The following is a 22,968-nucleotide window of genomic DNA, read 5'->3' on the forward strand; positions in this document are numbered from 1 at the left end:
GTGCTGCCCTCCTCGGAATCAAGCCTGCACAAAACGCGCGAGCGGTCTGCGCGGCGTGGCAGGCACCTCGCCCTGCGGGTAGCCCATGCGGCAGAACATCTGCACCGTGGGCTCCTGGGGCGTGCGCGGCGCGGGCCGCCCCAGCAACAGCTGGTGCACGCGCTCGAAGTGCGGGGCCATTTCGGCAAACTCCTGCACCGCCTGGCTCATGGGGTGCATGCCCACACCCAGCGCCGTGGCCTGCAACTGTTGGCGCACATACAGGCGCCCGGTACGGATCTGGTCGCTGCGGGTGTTGGGACCGGTGATCCACACAAAACCCATGGCCGTGCGGCTATGGCCCTCAAAACGCCCCATGGCGCTTTTGTAGGCGGCGCTGCCTTCGGCCGGGGGCTGGGTGCGGTCGAACATGCCCAGAGCGTCCACTGCGCGCACAAAGGGCGAGTTGATCGAGATGCCGTCGCGGTGCTGCAGGATTTCGCCTGGCCCCACGCGGGTGAGCTGGATGCTTTCCATCATGGTGCGCGGCGTGAGCAGCTCTACCCGGGCAGATTCCCAGCACAGCGTGCGCAGCGCGGGCAACTGGTCGGCGCTGACGGTGCCGCCCACGCGCAGCGGGGCTTCAGCCGGGGTGCTGCCCAGCAACTGGGCCAGCACCCCGGGCGCGATGGCCCGGGTGGTATCGAAATCCGTCTTGGGCGTGCGGCGCAGCAGCACCTGCGCAAACAGCGGGTCGGGCTGGCCACCAGGCTTGAGGGTGATGCGCGCCAYGGGGCGGTCGTCCCAGTCCTTCAGGGCCGCAGGCATCTCGCCCTGCGGCCACAGCAACACCTCGCTGGCCACGCCTTGCTGAGCCAGCGCCATCACCAGCAGCTCCAGAAAGGCGCCATGGCCGATCAGGATCTGGCGCCCCCACGGATCCGTCTGTGGCAGCACCCGCGCAGGGTCGGTGCGCAGGGTGATGACACCGCTCTCGCGCAAGTCCACCAGCCAGGGCTGCAGGTTGTGCGAATTGGGTGCGGTGATGGCATAGGCCACGGCACGGCGGCGCAGGTCGGTCTCGCCCACCGGACCTTTCCAGGCCTCCACCGCCTCGGCGGGATAGTGCGAGCCCACGGCACCACAGGCGACCAGCGTGCCCGCAGTAGCGGCGGCGATGGTGCCACCCCCTGCCAAACGGATGAAGTTGCGACGGTTCATGAGAATGCTCCGATGGTTCAAAAGGTGATGCGGTCAGGCCAGCGCGGCGCGGATTGAACGGATGGACACCAGCCCCAAATCGACCAGCGCCTGGCGCACGGCCTGATCGAAGGGGGTGTGGGGCTCGTCGCCGATGAGCGCGCGCAGGCGGGTGTTGTCCAGACGGTGGGGCGTGCGCCACAGATAGCGCATGTCCGCCAGCGCAGCGAACGTGGGGGCCACCAGCCCCATCACGCGCAGCAGCGGCCACGGCAACTGGTCCACCCGCAGCGCGCCCGCATCGGGCAACCAGCCCTGCTCTGCTGCAATGGCCGTGAAGCTGTGCAGCCACTGCTGCGCGGTAACGTGGTGCCCAGCGAAATGCAGGCACTCGAAGGCGGCCAGCCGGTCCCGCTCTTGCGCCACACGCACGAAGGTGCGGGCCAGGTCGGGCAGGTAGGCCCAGGGCGTGGCTACGTCCAGCGGGCCGGGCCAGGTGATGCGGCCCCGGGGCAGGTCCTTGGCAATGGCCTGGTCGATCCAGCTGCCCGTGCCGCTGCCAAAAAAATCCCCGGCGCGCAACACCACAGCACGTATCTCGCCCTGTCGCGTGGCGGCCTGCAGTCGCTGCTCCAGCTGCACCCGCATGCGGCCCTTGAAACCGGTGGCGGCCTGGGATGTGTCTTCGCGCAGTACGGGCGGCATGGCTTCGCCAAAGTTGTAGACGTTGCCCGGCAGCATCAGCGTGGCGCGCAGCTGGCGGGTGACGGCGATGGCAGCCTCCATCAGCACCGGTGCCTGCTCGCGCCAGGCCTTGTGGGTGTAGGCAGGGTTGAGCGCATGCACCACCACCTGCGCGCCCTGTGCCTGGGCCGCCAGYGCGGCAGTGTCTTCCACTGCCACCGGCATCCACCACACGCCAGGAATGGCGGGCAATGCAGCGCTCTGCGCACTGGGGCGCACCTGGGCCAGCACCTGCCAGCCTGCCTGCGCAAAGGCGCGGGTGGCCGCCAGTCCCAGCCGCCCCCGGGCGCCCAGGATCAACACGGTGGAGGGATTGTCCGCGCAGTGTGGAAAACGGGTGCGGGTGATCATCTGAGGGCTCCATTCACAAGGGATGGAGCGATTGTGAAAACGCCGGCACCGTTACACAATTGGCTAAGTATTCATATCAGCAATGCAAATATGAATACCTCTAACCACCCTCCTGCCGCCCCATTGCGGGCACGCTATTGCCATGAACCAGACCTTTGACTGGAGCCTCGTGCAGTCCTTCCTGGCCGCACTCGACCAGGGTAGCCTGCTGGGCGCGGCCCGTGCGCTCAACGCCAGCCAGCCCACCATCGGCCGCCACATCGCCGAGCTGGAATCGCAGCTGGGTGTGGTGCTGTTTGAGCGCACCGGGCGCGGCCTGCTGCCCACGGCCACGGCGCTGCGGCTGGCCGAATCGGCCCGCGCCATGGAGATGGGCGCCCACCAGCTGGCACGCAGCGTGTCGGGCGCGGAGGAAGGCGTGACGGGCACCGTGCGCATCACCGCCAGCCAGCCCGTGGCCTGCGTGCTGCTGCCGCCCGTGCTGGCGCGCATGCGCCAGGCGCTGCCCGAGGTGCAGGTAGAGCTGGTGGCCAGCAACCAGGTCACCAACCTGCTGCGCCGCGAGGCCGACATTGCGCTGCGCATGGTGCGCCCCGACCAGGCCAGCCTGGTGGCCAAGCGCATCGGCGCGGTGACGCTGGGTGCCTACGCCCACCGCGACTACCTGCGCCGCAAGGGCACACCCCGCCAACCGCCCGACCTGCTGCAGCACGAGCTGGTGGGCAACGACCGGCACGAAGACATCCAGCAAGGCTTTGCCACGATGGGCTACCCGGTGGAGCGCGGGCACTTCGCGTTCCGCACCGACGACCTCATGGCCTACTGGGAGGCTGTGCGGGCGGGGCTGGGCATCGGCTTTGTAGGCAACTACCTGGCCCGCACCGACCCGAACGTGGTGGCCGTGCTTCCCCAGCTGCCATTGCCCGAGCTGCCCATCTGGCTCACGGTGCACCGCGAGATCCGCACCAGCCGCAAGATTCGGGCGGTGTATGACTTTCTGGCGGCAGAGGTGCCCTTGGTGCTGTAGACCACGGGCAGCTCGCTGCCTGGCTGCTAGCATCCCAGTCCCTTTGTCCATTGCGCCCAAGGAGCCCCATGCGCCCCGTGAGCCCCCCATTCCCCTTCCTTTACCTTCCAGCGCGCCCCGCACTGCTGGCACTGGGCCTGGCCGTCCTGGCCCCGCTGCCCGTTGCAGCCCAGACCCAAGACACCTCCCGCATCGCCCGTGTCACCGTCTACCCCGGCAGCGCCACGGTAGAGCGCGTGGCCAAGGTGGCCGCTGGCGCGCGCAGCCTCACGCTGGCCTGCCTGCCCGCGTCGCTGGATGTGCAAAGCCTGCAGATCAACGCCGACCCCGCCGTGCGCGTGGGCGAGTTCAATGTGCTCACCGAGGACCGTGATGTGGCGGCAGGCTGCGCCAGTCCGCTGGACGGCCGCATCCGCGAGCTGGAGGACCAGATCGCGGGGGTGAAGGCCGAGGCCTCGGCCCTGCAGCTGGTGGACGGCTATCTGCGCAGCGTGGCGCAAACCGGCGCGGGCCCGGAGTCGGCAGCGCCTGCCACTTCCGCCCCCCGTGCTGCCACACCGACGCCCGCACAGATCACCGCCACCGCCGAGGTCCTGCGCAAATCCGGGCAGGACAGCTTTGCACGCGCGCACCAGCTCCAGCGCAAGCAGGAGGCACTGGAGCTGGCCCTCAAGCCGCTCGTGGCAGAGCGCGACCGCGTGGCCAGCCAGCGTGCGCGGGTGGTGTCAGTCACCATCAACCTGGCTACCGAGCGCGAGGCTGAGCTGCGCCTGTCCTACCAGGTGCGCGGCCCCGGCTGGCAGCCCAGTTACCGCGCCACGCTGGATGCGAACAAATCCACGGTGCTGATCGAACGCCAGGCGCTGGTGGCGCAGAACAGCGGTGAAGACTGGGGCAATGTGCAGCTGACCCTGTCCACCGGCCAGCCGGGCCGCGCCACTCAAGGGCAACTGCCCCGCCCCTGGTGGCTGAACGTGGCACCGCCCCCGCAGGCCTCGCCCGCGCCGGCCATGGCGATGGCGCCTGCGCCCGCACCGGCCATCGCAGCCCTGTCCCGGTCCCGCAATGCCGCCGAGGAAGCCATGCCCACGTTTGACGTGAGCGCCCTCGACAAGGGGTTTGCCACCGARTTCGCSGTGCCSCAGMGCATCRMCGTGCCCTCCAGCGGCCAGCGCGTGACACTGGCGCTGGGCAATCACAGCGCCCCCGCCACGCTGGTCACGCGCACTGCACCGGCCATGGAAGAAGCCGCCTACCTGGTTGCCCACATCGCCCAGCCGCCCGGCGTGTGGCCGGCAGGCGCAGCAGGCCTGTACCGCGATGGCGCCTTTGTGGGCAACGGCCGCATCGACTTTGGCGCGCCCAGTGCGGGCGCCCCAGCCGGCAGCACCAGCCTGTCGTTTGGCCGCGATGAGCTGGTCACCGTACGGGCCGAGCCCGTGCAGGATCTGACGGGCAGCAGCGGGTTTACCGGCTCGCGCGTGGAGCGCAAGACGCGCCGGGCCTACAGCGTGGAGAACCGCCACAAGACGGCCATCACGCTGCAGGTGCTGCATGCCGCACCGGTGTCGCGCAACGAGAAGATCGAGGTCGAATCGCGCTACCAGCCCCAGCCGGCGGACACAGCCTGGAACCGCACGCCCGGCACCGTGTCCTGGCAGCAGACTTTGGCAGCCGGGGCCAGCGCACAGTTCAGTGCCGAGCACACCATCCGCTACCCCAAGGACGTGGAGCTGATCGAACGCCAGTGACCTTGGCAACACGGTGACTGGCGCTCCGAAGACCCCGCGCAACGGCGTGTCGGTCACAATCCGCCCCAGCGATCACATTGGTGCCACCAAGCCCCCAGGAGCCCGCCGCCATGAGTTACCAACACCTCCTTGTTGCCGTTGACGGCAGCCCCACCGCTGACCACGCTGTGAACGAAGCCACGGGCCTGGCCAAGGCAACGGGTGGACGCATTCGCCTGCTGAACGTGATGGACCCTTTGGCCCACATCAGCGGTTTTGAGCGGCCCGAGGTTTACAGCCAGGAGGTGCTGCCCCGCCTGCGCCAGGCGGGCGAGGCCTTGCTGCGCCGCGCCCAAGAGCGCGTGGCGCAAAGCGGTGTGCCGGTGGACACGGTGCTGATCGAAAACCTGGATGCCCGGGTGGCTGACCTGGTGGTGGAACACGCGCGGGCCTGGGGCGCCGACCTGATCGTGCTGGGCACCCACGGGCGCCGTGGCCTGGCACGCGTGCTGATGGGCAGTGATGCCGAGCAGATTGCCCGCACCGCTCCCGTGCCCGTACTGCTGGTGCGCCTGCCTGCCGGGGCAGACGGCGGTGCCGCCAGCGCCTGATCAATTTTCCGTCGCGACATGACCGCYTCCGAGCCACTGCCACCCCTTGCCCCCCTGCGCCCCAGCGTGCGCTTCATGCTGTCCCACCCCGCCCACTTCATGGCGCTGGGCTTTGGCGCGGGCCTGGCCCCCAAGGCGCCAGGCACCGTGGGCACGCTGTGGGCTTGGCTGGCCTACCTGATGCTGCAGCAGTGGCTGAACCCGCGGCAAATGGGCCTGCTGATCGTGGTCAGCACCGTGGTGGGCTGGTGGGCCTGCACCACCACAGCCCGCCATATGCGCGTGGCCGACCCCGGCAGCATCGTGTGGGACGAGGTGGTGGCCTTCTGGCTGGTGCTGTGGCTGGCCATGCCCATGGGGCTGTGGGGGCAGGTGGTGGCGTTTGGGCTGTTCCGCTTTTTTGATGCCGCCAAACCTGGCCCGGTGGGCTGGGCCGACAGCCTGTTCAAGGGCTTTGGCTGGCGCGGGGGCTGGGGTATCTTGTGGGACGACTTTGTGGCAGCCTTCTGTACCTTGCTGGTCATCGCACTGTGGAGGTTCTGATGGCACCCACATCACTATCAAAAAGTGAGCTACTAGCGCAAGAAGTACAAGCGCTTGATGCCAATTTGACGCAAATATCGCTGCGTTTGCTGGCCCGCCGCCACATGCTGGCCACTGCCGAGAGCTGCACCGGCGGCATGATCGCCGCCGCCTGCACCGACCTGTCGGGCTCCAGCCAGTGGTTCGAGCGCGGCTTTGTGACCTATTCCAACGAGGCCAAGGCCGAGATGCTGGGGGTGCCCCCCGGCCTGATCGAGCAGCACGGTGCGGTGAGCGAGCCTGTGGCACGCGCCATGGCCGATGGTGCGCTGACCCACTCGCGCGCGCAGGTCAGCCTGGCCGTGACCGGCGTCGCGGGCCCCACGGGCGGCACCGAGGCCAAACCAGTGGGCACCGTGTGGTTTGCCTGGTGCGTGGGCGGCGAAACCCACAGCGAGATGCAGCACTTTGCAGGGGACCGCGCGGCCGTCCGCACGGCCACGCTGCGATACGCCCTGAAGCGGCTGCTGAGCCTGCTGCCTGCCTGACCTCGCTGGCAAGATCCCCGGCCCCTGCATGGGCGGCCGCTGTCGTCCACAAGACAGGACTCCACCCGCCCCTTGCCACACCATACGGCCATGACAACGAAACCCTCCTGGTTTGACGGCTTTGCCACCCGGCGCATCACCACCTCGGGCGCGGAGATCTTTGTGCGCACCGGCGGCACCGTGGGCGCGCCCCCGCTGCTGCTGTTGCACGGCTTTCCGCAAACGCATGCGCTGTGGCACCGCGTGGCGCAACAATTGGCACGCGACTACTGTCTGGTGCTGCCGGACTTGCGCGGCTATGGCGACTCATCCCACGCGCCCGGCCTGCCCGACCACAGCAACTACAGCAAACGCGCACTGGCGCAGGACATGGCCGAGGTGATGACCACGCTGGGCCACGACACGTTCTACCTGTGCGGCCACGACCGGGGCGGCCGTGTGGCCCACCGCCTGGCGCTGGACCACGCCGCGCGTGTGAAGAAGCTGTGCGTGATCGACATCGCCCCCACGCTCGACATGTACGCGCGCACCGACATGGAGTTTGCGCGCGCCTATTACCACTGGTTCCACCTGATCCAGCCCGCGCCGCTGCCCGAGACCATGATCGGCGGCAACGCCCGCGCCTACCTGCACGCCAAGCTGGGCGGCTGGGGCAGCGCGGGCCTGGCCCACATCGAGCCCCAGGCCCTGGCCGATTACGAACGCTGCTTTTGCACACCCGAAGCCATCCACACCGCCTGTGAGGACTACCGCGCCAGCGCGGGCATCGACCTGGACCACGACCGTGACAGCCGCGCGCGCGGCGAGAAGATCATCTGTGACACCCTGGTGATCTGGGGTGCGCACGGTGTGGTGCACAGGCTGTTTGATCCGCTGGCACTCTGGCAGGCGCAGTGCGCTGGCGTGGTCACTGGCCAGGCCGTTGCGGCGGGGCACTTCATCCCCGAACAATTGCCCGAGGCCACGGCCCAGGCGCTGAGCGCCTTCATGCGCTGACGACCAGGTCCGACACGGCCCGAAAGGGCAATCGAAAGGATCTGCCGTGCATTTGTTCACGCGCTGCGCGGCCACCATGCCCCGTGCAGTGCGCACAGGTGACATTGCGTTCCTAGAATCCGCCGCTTCGCACGCTGCGGAACCCATGGCCAGCACCGGTGGCTGGTAAGCCATCACCTTCCGCAGCGCCCCCACTGTGCCTTGCCGATTGCGTGACCATGCCTCCCTTTACCGCGACCCAGAACCAACTGCTCACCGAGCATCTGCGCAGCTTTCTGCCAGGCATTGAGCCCGAGGCGCTGGAGCTGCTGCGCGCCCAGCTGGAGTGGGTGGAGGTGCCCGGCGGCAGCACGCTGATGGCGCAGGGCGAGCCCGGCGAGTCGATGTACCTCACCGTGAGCGGCCGCCTGCGTGCCTATGTGCGCAGCGATGACGGCAGCATCGGCCCGCAGCGCCGTGTGGCCGATATGGGCCGGGGCCAGGTGATTGGCGAGATCAGCCTGTTCACCGACGCGCCGCGCGCCGCCACCGTGGTCGCCGTGCGCGACTCGGTGCTGGTGCGACTGACCAAGGACGTGTTCAAGACCCTGCTGGCCAGCAGCGCCCAGGTATCGATTGCGCTCACGCGCCAGATCATCCAGCGCCTGCAGTCCGGCACCGCCGCCCATACGGCCGCGCAGGAGCGCCCGGTGGCCATGGGCCTGCTGCCGGTGAGCAGCGGCGTAGACCTGCAGGCTTTTGGCCAGCGTCTGGCGCGCCACCTCGGCACGGTGGGCCGCGTACGGGTGGTGGACTCGACCACCGTGGACGCCGAATTGCAGGAGCCAGGCATTGCGCAGCGCGAAGGCGCCGACGCCACGGCCAACCGCCGCATTGCCATGCTGCTCGACGAGATCGAGGCCCGCAACGACTTTGTGCTGCTGCTGGCCGACCCCGAGCCCACCCCCTGGACGCGCCGCGTGAGCCGCCACTGCGACGAGTTGCTGCTGCTGGCCGACGCTCAGGCCGAGCCCGCCATCCACCCCATCGAAGAAAACTGCCTGCTGCGCCGCGCGCCCCTGGCCGAGGCCGCCGAGATCCTGGTGCTGCTGCACCCGGAAGGCGCGCAGTGCCCACGTGGCACCCAGCAATGGCTGGACCGCCGCCCCGTGGCCGACCACGTGCATGTGCGCCCCACCCTCGACCGCGACATGGCGCGCCTGGCCCGCATCCAGAGCCGCACCGCCGTGGGCCTGGTGCTGGCGGGCAGCGGTGCGCGCGGCTTTGCGCACCTTGGCATCTACCGCGCGCTGCAGGAGGAAGGCGTGGAGATCGACTGCGTGGGCGGCACCAGCATCGGATCGGTCATGGCCGCGTATGTGGCGTCCGACCAGCCGCTGGCGACGGTGATGGCCAACGCCCGCGAAGCGTTTCGCACCAACCCCACGGGAGACTTCAACCTGCTGCCGCTGATGTCGCTCATCAAGGGCCGCCGACTGCGCCACATCCTGCACGAGGCCGTGGGGAGCTTAGTGGGCTTCCCGGCCCAGGTGGAAGACCTGTGGAAGAACTACTACTGCGTGGCCACCAACTACTCGCGCGCCAGCGAACAGGTGGTGCGCCGGGGCAGCCTGGTGAAGTCGCTGCTGGCCAGCATCTCCATCCCCGGCGCACTGCCGCCCGTGGTGCACGAGGGCGACCTGCTGTGCGATGGCGGTACGTTCAACAACTTTCCCGTGGACGTGATGCGTAGCAACATGCGCGGCGTGGGCACGGTGATTGGTGTGGACCTGAACTTCCGCAAACCGCGCCGCATCGAGCTGGACGACATCCCCAGCAGCTGGGCCCTGCTGCGCGACAAGCTGCGGCCACGCGCGCAGCGCCGCTACAAGCTGCCCTCGCTGGCCAGCTACCTCATGCAGGTCACCATCCTGTACAGCATGTCGCGGCAGCGCCAGTCGCARCAGCTCACCGACCTGTACTTCAACCCCCCCATGGACCGCGTGGGCATGCTGCAGTGGAACCGGTTCGAACAGATCGTGCAGCAAGGGTATGCGCACGGTATACAGGTGCTGGACGCCTTGGACGACACCCAGCGGCGGCGCATCGGCGGGCTGCGCACCAGCTGAAAGCACATCGCCGCGCCGGTCCCGCAGGGGGCAGGCAGCGCGACGGCCCCGGTGTAGCATGGGCGCCCTTGAGGAGGAGAACCCATGCACCCCAACGCCCAGACCCTGCAACGCTTCTACACCGCGTTTGCGCAACTGGACCATGCCACCATGGCCGCCTGCTATGCCCCCGACGCCACGTTTGACGACGAAGCCTTTTCCCTGAAAGGCCGCGAGCAGGTGGCAGGTATGTGGCGCATGCTGTGCACCGCCACGAAAAAGCCCGGCGCCGCCGAGCACTGGAAGCTGGAGTTCAGCGGCATCGACGCCGATGCGCAGGGCGGCAAGGCCCACTGGGAGGCGCACTACCTCTTCAGCGCCACGGGGCGCAGGGTGCACAACATCATCGACGGCACCTTCACCTTCACGCCCGAGGGGCTGATTGCCACGCACCGCGACCGCTTCAACTTCTGGCGCTGGGCGCGGCAGGCACTGGGCGCACCGGGGCTGCTGCTGGGCTGGTCGCCTTCGCTCAAGCGCAAGGTGCGGAGTACGGCAGCGGGGAATTTGAAGAAGTTTCTGGCGCAGGAAGTACGGTCTCTCTGATCCGCACAGAAGCCCGCAGGACACGACACAAGCCCCTTGTGCAAACGACTGCGCTTTAGCTGCCGATTTTCTTGCGACGTACAGCATTGAATGCCGATGCCGCCATGGCCAGCAACAGTACCATAAGCCCCCATTCGCTCAGCGTCGGAACCGAGGTTGCGCTGGCAGCGAGCACGTTGAGTGTGGCATTGGCGGCAGGGGCGCTGCCAGAACTGGAATTCAGGCCCGTAGTAACGTTGTTTTTTACACCCGGCGCTGTTGCGGTGACCTGAACAGAAAACGTGCAACTGGCCCCACCGGCCAACACCCCGCCGGCCAAGGCCACCGAGGAGGAACCCGGTGCGGCGGTCACCACGCTGCCGACCCCACAGTCGCCCACCAAACCGTTGGGAGTGGACACCACCAGGCCCGCCGGCAAATTGTCTGTGAACGTGATGTTATTCGCAGCTGGCCCCAGCCGATTGATGGTGAACGCCAGCGAGGTGGAACTTCCGACCGAGACGCTGGGCGCTCCAAACGCCTTGCTAAAAGTAAAAACAACGCCTGCTTGCGCACCTGTTGCCGCCAAAGCGCCTGCGCCAACCAACAGCGCGCCCATCCAACGAACTTTCGACATATCACCCTTAAAAAATACAAATTTTCTGAACGCTCAATCGAGCGAGTGGCGTTTGTACTTCAGGGTTTTGCAAATGTCTTGCAAAAAATGACCGCGTGCCCCCGGTCTTGAAGGGGAGGCCTCAGGGCAGCTTGCCAAAGGGTTGGATCAGGGCCCGCCAGAACCGGTCAGGCCGGGCATCATTGTTGTTGTCGTTGGCCAGCCCTAAGTGCATGCCCTGATGGCCCAACGTTGGTTGCGCGCAATATGTTCCCATCAGGCGGTCCCACCAGGGGAACACCATTCCGAAGTTGCTGTTGCCTTCATCCATGCGGTCGGAATGGTGCACACGGTGCATATCAGGGGTCACCATCACCCAACGCAGTCTCCGATCCCAGCGCAATGGGATCGCAACATTGGCATGGCAAAACGCGGTGTGCACCAGTTGAAGCACCGCATAGAACAACAAGGACACAAGAGGCATGCCCAGTGCCGCGCACAGCATCAGCGTCAGAGCCGCAAGTGCCACCACTTCCAGAGGATGGTGGCGCACACTGGTAGTCACATCGAATGCGGCATCCGCGTGATGCACTTGGTGCATTCGCCACAGAAGTGGAATGGCGTGCGAAGCACGATGCAGCACATACTGGATTGCATCCACCAGCAACACGCCGATGACGATCTTGGGAACATCGGGCAATGCCCCCCCGGCCAACCCGGTCCACCCCAAGGACGCCCCAAGTCGCACCGCAGCGGTCTGCACAGGCTCGGCCACCCACCACATCAACAGACCACCCAGCCCATACAGCAGCAGGTTGACCCTTCTCCGGCCTTGGTGGCGTTCGCCAGTCACACGGCGAGGCCAGAAGTGCTCTGTCAAAGCAAGAATGCCCAGGACTACTGAGAGCAATACGTACTGCCCCCATTCAAAGTGATCCATCACGGCCTGCATGAACTGCATCAGATTTGTGTACCTAAAGAGGCTAAAGAGGCCTCAAGCGCCGTGGCATTTCTTGTACTTTTTGCCGCTGCCGCAGTGGCAAGGGTCGTTGCGCCCCGGCTCGGGCGCCTTGCGCACCGTCTCCACGCGCGGGCCCATGCTCTTCCACAGCTGGCGCAGGTCGTACACGGCCCAGATGGCTTCGCCGAAGGCTTCCACGCGCGCCTGGCTGGTGCTGGGGGGGCCGTCTTCGTCGTACATGCAGACTTCGGGCTTGCCGGTGTCGTCTTCGGTCAGGGCCACGATGCGGTCCAGCGCGTCGTCCAGCCACTTGGCAGCTTCCTTGTCGCGCGGGGCGGCCCAGTCTTCGGGCCAGTTTTCCACCGCAAACATGAAGCCCAGCGCCCACACCTGGCCGAAGGACGGGATCTCCTGGTCGTCGCCCATCTCGGCACGCTGCTCTTCGGTCAGGCTGGCCACGGCACCGCGCATGTCCATGGCTTCTGGCTGGAAGGTACGGTCGTCGTCCAGCGTCTTCACGTCGGTGTCGAGCTGGATGACGATCTCGTTCCAGCGGCGCATCCACAGGTCCATGAAGCGCTCTTGCTGCGCGGCGTCGGCAAACGCGGGCAGCAGGGGCAGCGGCTCGCCCTCGGCCACATCCAGCTCTGCGCCATCGCCCAGCAGCATGGGCAGGTATTCGGCCGGAGCGATGGCACGGCGGCTGCAGATCAGCGCGGTCATGAAGCCGTCGCAGAACTCCCACTGCGGGATTTCCTCGCCGCGCGCGCGCAGGTCGTCGAGGATGTTGTCCATCTCTTCCAGTTCATCCGGGCCCAGCGCTGCGGCCGGAGCGGTGGTGGAATCGAGATCGTCGGTGGCGGGAGTGGGCGATGTGGGTTCGGTCATGGGAGGCTCCGGTCGTCAAGCGAGAAAGCGGGGGCAGTAAAGCGATGTTTTACTTTTATGATGCGCTGGCCTTGTGCCGCGCCGCTAGTGAGCGGCGGGTGCTAGGTGGCCCAGGGAAAGGCCTGGGCGTGAAAAAAGAGCCGCGCGCAACATGGCAACCCGATAAAAAGGCGGTCAGTGTAGCCCTCCCACGCCAACGCCCAAAACCAGGATCCCCATGATTCACCAGCTCAATTCCCTCTACCCGGTGCGCTACACGGCCTTTGCGCTGTGCGTGTTCGGGCTGCTGCTGTCGCTGTTTGCGCTGGTGGCGTTTGGCGTGGGCCTGCCCGTGGTGCTGGCGTTCGCCGCTCTGGTAGCAGTGGGCGTGTACGACCTGCAGCAGACGCGCCACGCCATCCTGCGCAACTACCCGGTCATCGGCCATATCCGCTTCATGCTCGAATATGTGCGGCCCGAGGTGCGCCAGTAYTTCATCGAGAGCGAYASCGAGGCCGCSCCGTTCTCGCGCGCGCAGCGYTCRCTSGTGTACCAGCGCTCCAAGGGCGACCCGGACAACCGCCCCTTTGGCACCCACCTGGACGTGGGCGCGCAGGGCTACGAATGGGTGAACCACTCGCTGGCGCCCACGCAGTTGCCCTCGCACGACTTTCGCGTGTGGATCGGTGGCAGCCCCGATGCGCCCTCACAGTCTGTATCGCCCTGCACCCAGCCGTACCACGCGAGCGTGTTCAACATCTCGGCCATGAGCTTYGGYGCGCTGTCGGCCAAYGCSATYCTSGCGCTCAACCAGGGCGCGAAGAAAGGTGGCTTTGCGCACGACACGGGCGAGGGCAGCATCAGCCAGCACCACCGCGTGCAYGGCGGCGAYCTGATCTGGGARATCGGCTCGGGCTACTTYGGCTGCCGCAACCCCGATGGCACCTTCAGCGAAGAGCGTTTTGCGGCCAATGCCACCGACCCGCAGGTCAAGATGATCGAGCTCAAACTCAGCCAGGGCGCCAAGCCGGGCCACGGTGGCGTGCTGCCGGGGGCCAAGGTGACTGCCGAGATCGCCGCCGCACGCGGGGTGAAGGAGGGCGAAGCCTGCATCTCGCCCGCCAGCCACAGTGCGTTTCGCACGCCGGTCGAGATGATGCAGTTCATCGCCAAGCTGCGTACGCTTTCTGGCGGCAAGCCCACGGGCTTCAAGTTCTGCCTGGGCCACCCATGGGAGTGGTTCGCCATCGTCAAGGCCATGCTGGTCACSGGCATCACGCCCGACTTCATCGTGGTTGATGGCGCCGAGGGCGGCACSGGCGCSGCGCCSGTSGAGTTCAGCGACCACGTGGGCGCGCCGCTGCAGGARGGCCTGCTGCTGGTGCACAACACGCTSGTSGGCGTGAACCTGCGCSACCGTGTGCGCATTGGCTGCGCGGGCAAGGTSATCASSGCYTTCGACRTSGCGCGCATGATGGCGCTGGGCGCCGACTGGTGCAAYGCGGSGCGCGGCTTCATGATGGCSCTGGGCTGCATCCAGGCGCAAAGCTGCCACACCGGCCACTGCCCTACGGGGGTGACCACGCAAGATCCGCTGCGCCAACAGGCCCTGGTGGTGCCCGACAAGGCCACGCGCGTGGCGCAGTTCCACCGCAGCACCTTGCACGCGTTGCAGGAGCTGGTGCAGGCCGCCGGCCTGCACCACCCCAAGGACATCACCGCCCACCACATCGTGCGCCGCATCAGCGACACCGAGGTGCGCCTGCTGTCCAACCTCATCACCCGCATGTTGCCCGGTGCGCTCCTGGGCTCGCTCGACGCGCAGCACAACGTGTTCCGCMYSTACTGGCCGCTGGCCAGCGCGCACAGTTTTCAGGCCAGCGAGCCTGCACTGGAACCCTCCATCCCCCACCATGTCGAGCTGGTGCATGCTGCAGCCGTGGGCACCGCAGCGGCGGTGGCGGGGGACGCTGCTGTATGAATTTGACGATGGATGCATCCGCCCCCACCTACACCACCGCCCCGGACTACGCCGCCTTTTTGCAGCAACAACTCGCCACCCAGCCGCACAACGTGATGGCCCATGTGCTGGGCAACGAACAGATCTGGATCAAGCGCGCGGGAGCCCCCCACGGAACAGGCCGCTACCGCGCCATGGCCTTGCTGGCCGCCCTGCTGCGGCTGGATGCGCTGCGCCCCGTGCCCAACCCCGGCGGCCCCACAGCGATTGCCACCGAAGTGCAACGCCTGCGCGACCTGGCCGCACGCGGCATCCGCGTGCCCGTGGTGCTGGCCGCGTTGCCGAATGGTTTTGCCATGCGCCACCTGGGCAACGTGGGTGAGGAAACCCATTCGCTGGGCAACGAGATTGATCACGCCGTGCAGGCGGGCGACGCGGCCGCTGTGCTGGCGCTGTGGCAGCAGGGGCTGGACACCCTGACCCAGGTGCACCACCAGGGCACCTGCCTGAGCCAGGCGTTTGCGCGCAATCTGGTGCGCTGCCCCGATGGCGAGGTGGCCTGCATCGATTTTGAGGACGACCCCGCCGCCGTGCTGCCGCTGGCGGTGTGCCATGTGCGCGATGCGCTGTGTTACGCGCATTCCACCGCGATTTACCTGCATGCCAGCGGCACGCTGACCGAGGGGCGCGAGCGCTGGGCGGCGTGGGTGGCGCAGGGGAGCGAGGAGATGGGGGCGGTGCTGGCCACCAGTGTCCGGCGGATGGGGTGGATGCGGAATCTGCCCACCAATCGCAAACTGGGGCGGGATTTGCAGCGGGTGCGGGCGGCGTATGACCTCTTGGCTCAAGGCTAGATCAACCAGTAGGTCGGGTTAGCCGCTGGCGTAACCCGACAGGCCATGCCCGTGGAAGAAAACGTCGGGTTAGACCGCGCTACCCCAACCTACGCTAGCCACAGCCAGGCAGCAACCCCCAAGCAGCCCACCGACAGCATCACAAAAATCCAGTAGAGGCCGGGAATGCCCCCCACTGCAGTGATTTCGTTCGATTGCGCGCCCTCCTGCTCGGCGCGCGACAAAGGATCCACACCAACCGCCCGACCGGAAGAGGGCGGCACGGCCCAGACTTTGTGACCGGATGTCCGGTTGAACTGAAACGCATCAAAAGCGAGGTAGGCGAAGAAGCCCGAGAGGACAAGAAAACCCAACGGCCCCATACCGATCCTTGCAGCAGAAACTAATCAATGCGTGATCAGGCCGCCGCCGTGGCGAGCGCCTCTTCCAGCACCAGCGCAGTCGCCACATCCGCCCCCAGGTTCACCAACCGCTTGCGCATGCAGATCACCGCCTTGTCCTTGCTCAGCAAAATTGCCCGGTGCGCCGCCGCCAGGTCGATGAACTTCTGGTCGTCCGCGTCCTTGCACACGTAGGCCACCTTGGGTGCGATGTCCACCAGCCGCACCTGCGCATCAAACGCTGCCAGCACCTGCGCGGCACCCACGCGGTAGTAGTCCATGCGCTCTGCGATGTGCGGATAGGCCAGCACGCGCTCCAGCTCGTCGCGCATGACCTGCGTAGCGATCCACAACAGACGGCCTTGGACCAGCAGCGTGCGCAATGGCACGGTGCGCGGGTCGCTGAAGATCAGCAGGTCCAGCGCCACGTTGGTATCCACCACCACAGGGCGCGCCGGCTCGTCCGCCGGGGCCTCGGCGGGCAGGGGCAGTTCAACCTTCATGGCGTGGGCTGCCGTCGGGGGCAGGCTTGGTAGCCCGGTCGCGCACAGCACCCTTGATCATGTCGAAGCGGAACATGCGGCATTCGATGGGCCCGTTCCACATSGGCACGCGGCGCGATTCCTTCAGSCGCATCTKSCYGGGCAGYTTCAGGTCGGGCGTGAGCAYCCAGGCSGTCCAGCCGCTGTAGTTCTTCTTCCAGTGCGTGGCCAGCTGGCTGAAGAACTCGCCACCGTCTTCGGTCTGCGCTTCTTCGCGGCCCACGGCCATGCCCTGGGCGCGGTCGGCGGCGCGCTCGCTGGCGTTGCGGCCCGCGCTGCCTGCGGCGGCAATGCGCTCGCCGTAGGGTGGGTTGAGCAGCATCACACCGGGTTGCTCGCAGGGTGGCATGCGCTGCAGGGCGTCGCCGCCGCGCAACTGCACGGCCTGGGCCACGCCTGCGCGCTCGGCGTTGCGCTGCGCAAAATCGACCATGCGGAAGGCCACATCACTGCCAAACAGGGGCACAGCGCTAGTACATATTGCGCCTTCAGCTTCGTTTTTGATAGCAGACCAAACGTGCGCCTGGAAGGGCAGCAGCTTTTCAAACGCAAAGCGACGCAGCATGCCCGCCGGGATGCGGCAGGCGATCTGCGCAGCCTCGACCACGATGGTGCCGCTGCCGCAGCAGGGGTCATACAGGGGCTGGGGGTTGTCGCCGTGCGGGTCCCAGCCGCTGGCGGCAATCATGGCGGCGGCCAGGGTTTCCTTGAGCGGCGCGTCGCCCTTGTCCTCGCGCCAGCCGCGCTTGAACAGCGGCTCGCCCGAGGTGTCGATGTAGATCGTGGCCTCGTCGGTGGTCAGGTGCAGGTGGATGCGCACATCGGGCCACTGGGTGTTCACATCGGGGCGTACGCCGCTCTTGTGGCGGAAGCGGTCGGCCACCGCGTCCTTGACCTTGAGGCCCGCGAAGTTCAGGCTCTGCAGCGGGCTGTGCTGGGCCGTCACCTCGACCTTGAAGGTCTGGCGCGTGGTGAACCAGATCTCCCAGGCCACATCGCTGGCCATGGCATAGAGGTCGTTCTCAGACCGGTACGGGCGGTGCGCCAGCTGCACCAGCACGCGCTGGGCCAGGCGGCTGTGCAGGTTGAGCTGCATGGCCTGGCGCCATGAGGCGCGCAGCAGCACGCCGCCCCGGCCCACCAGCAGGTCTTGCCCCGTGAGGCCGGTGATGCCATGCACCTCGTCGGCCAGAAAGCCCTCCACACCGGCGGCGCAGGGGAGAAAAAGTTGGAGTTGGTTCATGTCGATGGGGAGGATACGCGCTCGGACAATGCGTGGGAATCCTGCGTTCCCGCGCGGGCCAGCAGCAGCTGACGGATGGAGTCTGGGATGGGTGCAACCTTGCGGCTGGCCTTGCCGATGAAGACGATGCCGATCTTGCCGCGCGCCACCTCACGGCCCGTGGCCTTCTCGGTCATGCAAAAAACCAAGTCAAAACCGTAGCGATTGAAGTCCGCAGACGCCATCTCCACCCGCATGGTTTCGCCGTGGAAACCTTCGGACTTGTACTGAGCCACGATATCGCCCACCACGATGGACAGCCCGCCCACATCGGCCTCGGGGTAGCCGAGTGACTGAAAGAAGCGCACCCGCGCTTCGGACACCAGGCTGAGCAACTGCGCGTTGTCCAGATGCCCGCCCTGATTCACATGGCTGATGTAGATCTGCAGTTCGGTGGCAAAGCCGAAGTGCGGTGGGAGATCGAAGACGATGCGGGCCATGGTGCGGAAAGTGGGAGGGCAAAACAGGAAGCGAAGGCAGGTGCCAGCGACGGACATAGCGCATTGCGCGAAAGACAGGGTCTGCCCTTCCAGGCGCCAGATGGGAAGCACAGGGGGACGCCATCCCATCTACAGCGTGTGCCCAGGCCACTGCAGGGGAGTGTTGCGCACGAGTCCTGTGGGCCGGGCGCCACTGTCTCGTATGCTCTCGGGCAGTGGATTTTACCGGAGCCCCTTCATGCGCCCTTTTGTTCGGACCCTGTTGACCACCCTGGCACTGGCCGTGGTGCCGTTGGCAGCCAACGCCCAGACGCTGTACAAATCAGTGGGTACGGACGGCAGGGTGGTTTACAGCGACAAGCCTCCCACGACCGGTGCCGTAGAGAAAACGATGAAGCTGGAAAACCTGCCGGTCAGCGTGGTACCGGGGGCGGGCCCCGCCCCCAAAACAGCCACTCCGGACACTCCACAGATTGCGGCTCCTCGGGGCGATGTGGTGCTGTACATGGCCACCTGGTGCGGCTACTGCAAGGCGGCCAAGGCCTATCTGGCGAGCAAGGGCATCGCCTATCGGGAGCTGGATATCGACACGCCTTCTGGCAAGGCGGCGTTCAGTCAGCTGGGGGCCAGAGGCGTACCGGTCTTGCTGACCAACGGCCAGAAGATCGCAGGATTCACGCCACAAGCATATGACGCGGTATTAATGGCGCGCAGATAGCCGGGCACCGAACTGTTGCCTGGACGGCCAGAGAACACTCGCGCGCCTCCACGCCGGCAGCGCTAAAGCGCTTTGCGCAAATTCGCTGGCGCGATCTTGAGCGCCTCGCGGTACTTGGCCACGGTGCGGCGYGCGCACTCGATGCCCTGCTCCTTGAGCATCTCGGMGATCTGGCTGTCGGACAGCGGCTTGGCCGGGTTTTCGGCGGACACGAACTGCTTGATGAGCGCCCGCACAGCGGTGCTGGATGCATTGCCACCGGTCTCGGTGCCCAGGCCAGAGCCAAAGAAGTACTTCAGCTCGTAGGTGCCGATCGGCGTGGCCATGTACTTGGCCGTGGTCACGCGGCTGATGGTGGACTCGTGCAGGCCCAGCTCGTCGGCGATGTCGCGCAGCACCAGGGGGCGCATGGCCAGTTCGCCGTGGGTGAAGAAGTTCTTCTGCCGCTCGACGATGGCGCGCGAGACGCGCAGGATGGTGTCAAAGCGCTGCTGGATGTTCTTGATGAACCAGCGCGCCTCCTGCAGGCGCTGCTGCATGCCCTGGTGGCCTTCGCCGCCCTTGTGGCCTCGTAGCGCGCCGGCGTAGATGTCRTGCACGCGCAGACGGGGCATCACGTCGGGGTTGAGCTGCACGATGAAGTTGTGCTGGCCGTCTCGCCCGTTGGCGCGACCGGCTTTGCGCACGATGACGTCGGGGATGATGATGTTGCGCTCTACGTCGGCAAAACGGCGGCCGGGGCGAGGCTCCAGGCGGGCGATGAGTGCCATGGCAGAGCGGGTGCGTTCTTCTCCGGCCACGCCACCTTCGCTGCACAGCTGCGTCAGGCGGCGGATGTCTCGGCGAGCCAGCATCTCCAGCGGCTGCTGACAGATGCGCAGCGCGGTCTGCACGGTCTCGGGGTCGGCGTCGCTGTCTTCATCCGCCGCCAGCGCCGTGAGCTGCAGCGTCAGGCATTCAGACAAATTGCGCGCGCCCACGCCCACGGGCTCCAGGCTTTGCAACAGGCGCTGGGCCACGGTGAAGCGGTGCACCAATTCTTCGATCTGTTCCAGGTCGTCGGGCCCGGCCAGGCTGATGGCCAGCTCTTCAAGCGACTCTTCCAGGTAGCCGTCGTCGTTCAGCGATTCGATSAGRAARCGCAGCGCGGCCGTGTCCACTTCAGACAGCCGCAGCGACAGTGCCTGGCGGTGCAAAAAGGCGGTGAGCGATTCGTGCGAACGGGCCAGCTCGGTGGCGTCGGCCTCGTCGCCTTCCGCATCGTTGCGGGTGCGCGCCGGGGCGTCGCCACCCCACTCGGCGTCGTTGGGCGCCATCTCGACGGTGCCGTCGCCGCTCCAGTCGGGCTCGTCGGCACTTCCATTGGGGATTTCAGCCTCGTTTTGGCTCTCAGCGCTAGTACTGCTTGCACCGACCGATCCTAAAAACATAGCATCATCGGCGCTGTACTCGTCGGCCTGCGCGGGCGTGTCGGCGGCTTCCAGGCCAAACTCCTCGCGCGGTGCTTCGTCGGCATTGCGTTCGAGGAACGGGTTTTCGTCGAGCATCTGCTCGACTTCCTGCGAGAGTTCGAGCGTGGACAACTGCAGCAGCCGGATGGACTGCTGGAGCTGGGGGGTCAATGCAAGGTGCTGCGAGACGCGCAGCGACAGTCCMGGCTTCATCACATGCGGAAATGCTCGCCCAGGTACACGCGGCGTACTTCGGCGTTGTCCACGATCTCGGAGGGCGTGCCCTGCGCCAGCACGCGGCCGTCGCTGATGATGAAGGCGTGGTCGCAGATGCCCAGCGTCTCGCGCACGTTGTGGTCGGTGATGAGCACACCGATACCGCGTGCCTTGAGGAAGCCGATGATGCGCTGGATCTCGATCACTGCGATGGGGTCGATGCCGGCAAAAGGCTCGTCCAGCAGGATGAAACGCGGCTGGGTGGCCAGGGCACGGGCGATCTCGACGCGGCGGCGCTCGCCACCGGACAGCGCCAGCGCGGGCGAGGCACGCAGGTGGTCCACACGCAGCTCTTGCAGCAATGCCGTCAGGCGTTCTTCGATGGCGTCGCGCGACAGCGGCTGGCCGTCATCGGCGCGCTGCAGTTCCAGCACCGCACGCACGTTTTCTTCGACGGTGAGCTTGCGGAAGATCGAGGCTTCTTGCGGCAGGTACGACAGACCCAGCCGCGAGCGGCGGTGGATGGGCATGTGGGCCACCGAGTGGCCATCGATGCGAATATCACCTGCATCGCTGCGCACCAGGCCCACGATCATGTAAAAGGATGTGGTCTTGCCCGCGCCGTTGGGGCCGAGCAACCCCACAACCTCGCCTTTTTGCACCACCAACGACACATCCTTGACGACCTTGCGGCTGCCATAGGATTTGGCCAGATGCTGTACCTCCAGGCGGCTACCCGCCTGGGAGTCAGGACCGGTACTCACAGCAGGCCCGCTCACTTGGCGCCGCCGCCAAGGCTGTTGCTGGGGCGCAGCGCCGGTGCGGGCGCGTCAGGCGCTGGGGCCGGGGCTGCCGCGCCGGGCGGAGGGTCTTTGGGCGCCAGCACGGCGCGCACACGACCACCGGGCGCTGGTGTGTCGCCCGCCGCAGCAGAAGAGGCTGGTGCCTTCTGGCCATCGACGGTGAACACGTCGGTGAGGTTGTTGTAGACGATCACGGCGCCGGTGATCTCGTCGTTCAATACCGACCCACGGTACCGGCGGAGTTCGGCGCGGGTGATGAAGCGCACGTTGTCGGCCTTGCCGTCGTATTCGATGACTTCGCTTTCGCCTTCGATGAACTCGTCAGGCGCCCCCGCCACGGTGTCGCGCTTTTGGCGGAAGAACGCCCGTTTGCCCGCCTCGGCCGTGACCACGCCGTACTGGTAGCCGTCGGCGTCCTGGCGCACATCCAGCCGCGCGCCGCGCAGCACGATGGTGCCCTTGGTCATCACCACGCGGCCCGAGAACACGCTGGTCTGCTTGAGTTCATCGTGGCGCAGGGCGTCGGCCTCGATGTTCATGGGCTTGGCACGGTCAGCCTTTTCGGCATGTGCCATGCCCGCAAGGCCGGTCAGGGCTGCGAGCACAAGGAGGGGGAGTAGGCGGTGGGTCATAGGGCACGAATCTTGCAATGATTGTAGCCACCCGATGGTACCCACCCCGAAAAAAAAGCCCGCGTCAGCGGGCCTTTGGGACAACTTGCCGACAGGGTCGGCACATCGTCAGGCTTTGCGTGCCGTGGCCGCCAGGTATTCGACCACCTGCAACACGGTTTGCATGCTGCCGGCCATCGTGCCGTCGGTGTAGTACTTGCCTGCCACACCCATGGAAGGCACGCCCTCAACACCGTACGAATCTTGCAGCTGCGAGGCGCGACGCACCTGGTTGGCCACGCTGAAGGAGCCGTAGACCTCCTTGAACTTGGCCGCATCCACGCCCTGCTGGGTCACCCAGGCCAGGATTTCGTCGTCCTTGGCGAGCTTGGCCTTTTCCACGTGGATGGCACGGAAGACCTTGGCGTGCAGGGCTTCGAGCTTGCCCATGCCTTCGAGCGTGTAGTACAGCTTTTGCTGGGGCACGAAGCTGGCGTTGAACGCCACAGGCACGCGGCGGATGGAGAGGTCCTTGGGCGCAGCCTTGACCCAGGCGTCCAGCGTGGGCTCGAAGGCGTTGCAGTGGGGGCAGCTGTACCAGAAGAACTCGATCACATCGACCTTGCCAGCCGGCGCATCGGGGGCGACGGGCTTGTCCAGCCGCTTGAAGTCCTTGCCCTCCTTGAACTGGCGGGCTTGCGCCATGGCGGGGTTGGCCACTGGCAGCGTCAGGGCAGAAGCGGCAACCGCCGAGGCGGCGGACAAAGAAAACTCACGGCGTTTCATGACAAAGACTCTCCTGGTTCAGGTATGCGGGATGTGAGACATCCCTTTACAAAAAGTTCAGCCCTGGTGGTGGCGCTGTATGCACAGGCCCCTGTTCACAG

Annotated in this window: 24 protein-coding genes; 11 read left to right on the forward strand and 13 right to left on the reverse strand. The window is 66.6% G+C overall.

All coding sequences use genetic code 11. The features are described 5' to 3' along the window. Nucleotides 1-18: 18 nt before the first annotated feature. The gene (locus AC04MI_RS00770; RefSeq protein WP_476496913.1) at nt 19-1,200 is read right to left on the reverse strand and encodes an Acg family FMN-binding oxidoreductase; all 1,182 of its coding nucleotides are present in this window, start codon (nt 1,198-1,200) and stop codon (nt 19-21) included. Between the two features lie 33 nt (nt 1,201-1,233). After that, a complete protein-coding gene (locus AC04MI_RS00775; RefSeq protein ID WP_436076875.1) occupies nt 1,234-2,274 on the reverse strand; it encodes an NAD-dependent epimerase/dehydratase family protein in 1,041 nt (346 codons plus the stop codon). Between the two features lie 142 nt (nt 2,275-2,416). Between AC04MI_RS00775 and AC04MI_RS00780 the strand changes: the two genes are divergently transcribed. The 8 genes from AC04MI_RS00780 to AC04MI_RS00815 all read left to right on the forward strand — a co-directional run bounded on the left by AC04MI_RS00780 (nt 2,417) and on the right by AC04MI_RS00815 (nt 10,401). Then, nucleotides 2,417-3,301 (forward strand): LysR family transcriptional regulator, encoded by an 885-nt coding sequence (locus tag AC04MI_RS00780; RefSeq protein WP_436076874.1) that lies wholly within the window; start codon nt 2,417-2,419, stop codon nt 3,299-3,301. 68 nt (nt 3,302-3,369) lie between these two features. Continuing rightward, nucleotides 3,370-5,052 (forward strand): DUF4139 domain-containing protein, encoded by a 1,683-nt coding sequence (locus AC04MI_RS00785; RefSeq protein WP_476496914.1) that lies wholly within the window; start codon nt 3,370-3,372, stop codon nt 5,050-5,052. A gap of 110 nt (nt 5,053-5,162) precedes the next feature. After that, nucleotides 5,163-5,642 (forward strand): universal stress protein, encoded by a 480-nt coding sequence (locus tag AC04MI_RS00790; protein WP_056747817.1) that lies wholly within the window; start codon nt 5,163-5,165, stop codon nt 5,640-5,642. Nucleotides 5,643-5,660: 18 nt separating this feature from the next. Continuing rightward, nucleotides 5,661-6,185 (forward strand): phosphatidylglycerophosphatase A family protein, encoded by a 525-nt coding sequence (locus tag AC04MI_RS00795; RefSeq protein WP_056747816.1) that lies wholly within the window; start codon nt 5,661-5,663, stop codon nt 6,183-6,185. Then, nucleotides 6,185-6,712, forward strand: coding sequence for a CinA family protein (locus tag AC04MI_RS00800; RefSeq protein ID WP_121941222.1), 528 nt, complete (start codon nt 6,185-6,187; stop codon nt 6,710-6,712). The genes AC04MI_RS00795 and AC04MI_RS00800 overlap by 1 nt, the downstream gene beginning before the upstream one ends. A 90-nt stretch (nt 6,713-6,802) precedes the next feature. Then, nucleotides 6,803-7,708 (forward strand): alpha/beta fold hydrolase, encoded by a 906-nt coding sequence (locus tag AC04MI_RS00805; RefSeq protein ID WP_436075853.1) that lies wholly within the window; start codon nt 6,803-6,805, stop codon nt 7,706-7,708. A 218-nt stretch (nt 7,709-7,926) separates the two neighbouring features. Beyond that, nucleotides 7,927-9,816, forward strand: coding sequence for a patatin-like phospholipase family protein (locus AC04MI_RS00810; protein WP_436076872.1), 1,890 nt, complete (start codon nt 7,927-7,929; stop codon nt 9,814-9,816). A gap of 84 nt (nt 9,817-9,900) precedes the next feature. Then, nucleotides 9,901-10,401 (forward strand): nuclear transport factor 2 family protein, encoded by a 501-nt coding sequence (locus tag AC04MI_RS00815; protein WP_260668790.1) that lies wholly within the window; start codon nt 9,901-9,903, stop codon nt 10,399-10,401. A gap of 55 nt (nt 10,402-10,456) precedes the next feature. Here AC04MI_RS00815 and AC04MI_RS00820 read toward each other — a convergent pair whose 3' ends face one another. The 3 genes from AC04MI_RS00820 to AC04MI_RS00830 all read right to left on the reverse strand — a co-directional run bounded on the left by AC04MI_RS00820 (nt 10,457) and on the right by AC04MI_RS00830 (nt 12,845). Next, nucleotides 10,457-11,017, reverse strand: coding sequence for an IPTL-CTERM sorting domain-containing protein (locus AC04MI_RS00820; protein ID WP_260668791.1), 561 nt, complete (start codon nt 11,015-11,017; stop codon nt 10,457-10,459). 121 nt (nt 11,018-11,138) lie between these two features. Then, nucleotides 11,139-11,957, reverse strand: a complete 819-nt coding sequence (locus tag AC04MI_RS00825) for a sterol desaturase family protein (protein WP_436076871.1) — start codon at nt 11,955-11,957, stop codon at nt 11,139-11,141. A 33-nt stretch (nt 11,958-11,990) separates the two neighbouring features. Next, nucleotides 11,991-12,845, reverse strand: a complete 855-nt coding sequence (locus AC04MI_RS00830) for a YecA/YgfB family protein (protein WP_056747800.1) — start codon at nt 12,843-12,845, stop codon at nt 11,991-11,993. A 217-nt stretch (nt 12,846-13,062) separates the two neighbouring features. Here AC04MI_RS00830 and AC04MI_RS00835 point away from each other — a divergent pair, with 217 nt between their 5' ends. Together AC04MI_RS00835 and AC04MI_RS00840 are read left to right on the forward strand one after the other, a co-directional pair. Next, the gene (locus AC04MI_RS00835) at nt 13,063-14,805 is read left to right on the forward strand and encodes an FMN-binding glutamate synthase family protein (protein ID WP_476496916.1); all 1,743 of its coding nucleotides are present in this window, start codon (nt 13,063-13,065) and stop codon (nt 14,803-14,805) included. Nucleotides 14,806-14,813: 8 nt separating this feature from the next. Then, entirely contained in the window at nt 14,814-15,638 is an 825-nt protein-coding gene (locus AC04MI_RS00840) for a hypothetical protein (RefSeq protein WP_436076870.1), read from the forward strand. 89 nt (nt 15,639-15,727) lie between these two features. On the opposite strand, the gene AC04MI_RS00845 is transcribed toward AC04MI_RS00840, so the two are convergent. The 4 genes from AC04MI_RS00845 to AC04MI_RS00860 are packed head-to-tail and all read right to left on the reverse strand — an operon-like array spanning nt 15,728 to nt 18,282. Continuing rightward, nucleotides 15,728-16,000: a hypothetical protein gene (locus AC04MI_RS00845; RefSeq protein ID WP_056747795.1), complete on the reverse strand. Its 273-nt coding sequence runs from the start codon at nt 15,998-16,000 to the stop codon at nt 15,728-15,730. Between the two features lie 35 nt (nt 16,001-16,035). Then, the gene (locus AC04MI_RS00850) at nt 16,036-16,521 is read right to left on the reverse strand and encodes a putative toxin-antitoxin system toxin component, PIN family (RefSeq protein WP_056747793.1); all 486 of its coding nucleotides are present in this window, start codon (nt 16,519-16,521) and stop codon (nt 16,036-16,038) included. After that, complete coding sequence (locus tag AC04MI_RS00855; protein WP_476496918.1) at nt 16,511-17,803, reverse strand: THUMP domain-containing class I SAM-dependent RNA methyltransferase; 1,293 nt, start codon at nt 17,801-17,803, stop codon at nt 16,511-16,513. The genes AC04MI_RS00850 and AC04MI_RS00855 overlap by 11 nt, the downstream gene beginning before the upstream one ends. Then, complete coding sequence (locus tag AC04MI_RS00860) at nt 17,800-18,282, reverse strand: acyl-CoA thioesterase (protein WP_436076868.1); 483 nt, start codon at nt 18,280-18,282, stop codon at nt 17,800-17,802. Before AC04MI_RS00860 ends, AC04MI_RS00855 begins: the two co-directional genes overlap by 4 nt. A 238-nt stretch (nt 18,283-18,520) precedes the next feature. On the opposite strand from AC04MI_RS00860, the gene AC04MI_RS00865 reads away from it, so the two are divergent. Beyond that, nucleotides 18,521-19,000 carry a glutaredoxin domain-containing protein gene (locus AC04MI_RS00865; RefSeq protein ID WP_436076867.1) on the forward strand — a complete coding sequence of 160 codons (480 nt, stop codon included), beginning with the start codon at nt 18,521-18,523 and terminating at the stop codon, nt 18,998-19,000. 62 nt (nt 19,001-19,062) lie between these two features. Here the strand turns inward: AC04MI_RS00865 and AC04MI_RS00870 are convergent, their stop codons facing one another. The 4 genes from AC04MI_RS00870 to AC04MI_RS00885 all read right to left on the reverse strand — a co-directional run bounded on the left by AC04MI_RS00870 (nt 19,063) and on the right by AC04MI_RS00885 (nt 22,867). Beyond that, a complete protein-coding gene (locus tag AC04MI_RS00870; RefSeq protein ID WP_476496919.1) occupies nt 19,063-20,664 on the reverse strand; it encodes an RNA polymerase factor sigma-54 in 1,602 nt (533 codons plus the stop codon). Beyond that, nucleotides 20,664-21,446, reverse strand: a complete 783-nt coding sequence (gene lptB, locus AC04MI_RS00875; RefSeq protein ID WP_056065226.1) for an LPS export ABC transporter ATP-binding protein — start codon at nt 21,444-21,446, stop codon at nt 20,664-20,666. The genes AC04MI_RS00870 and lptB overlap by 1 nt, the downstream gene beginning before the upstream one ends. Beyond that, a complete protein-coding gene (lptA, locus tag AC04MI_RS00880) occupies nt 21,443-22,102 on the reverse strand; it encodes a lipopolysaccharide transport periplasmic protein LptA (protein WP_056065224.1) in 660 nt (219 codons plus the stop codon). Before lptA ends, lptB begins: the two co-directional genes overlap by 4 nt. Nucleotides 22,103-22,210: 108 nt before the next feature. Next, nucleotides 22,211-22,867, reverse strand: a complete 657-nt coding sequence (locus tag AC04MI_RS00885) for a thiol:disulfide interchange protein DsbA/DsbL (protein ID WP_056747786.1) — start codon at nt 22,865-22,867, stop codon at nt 22,211-22,213. Between the last annotated feature and the right edge of the window lie 101 nt (nt 22,868-22,968).

Source organism: Acidovorax sp. LjRoot204, from assembly GCF_056175785.1.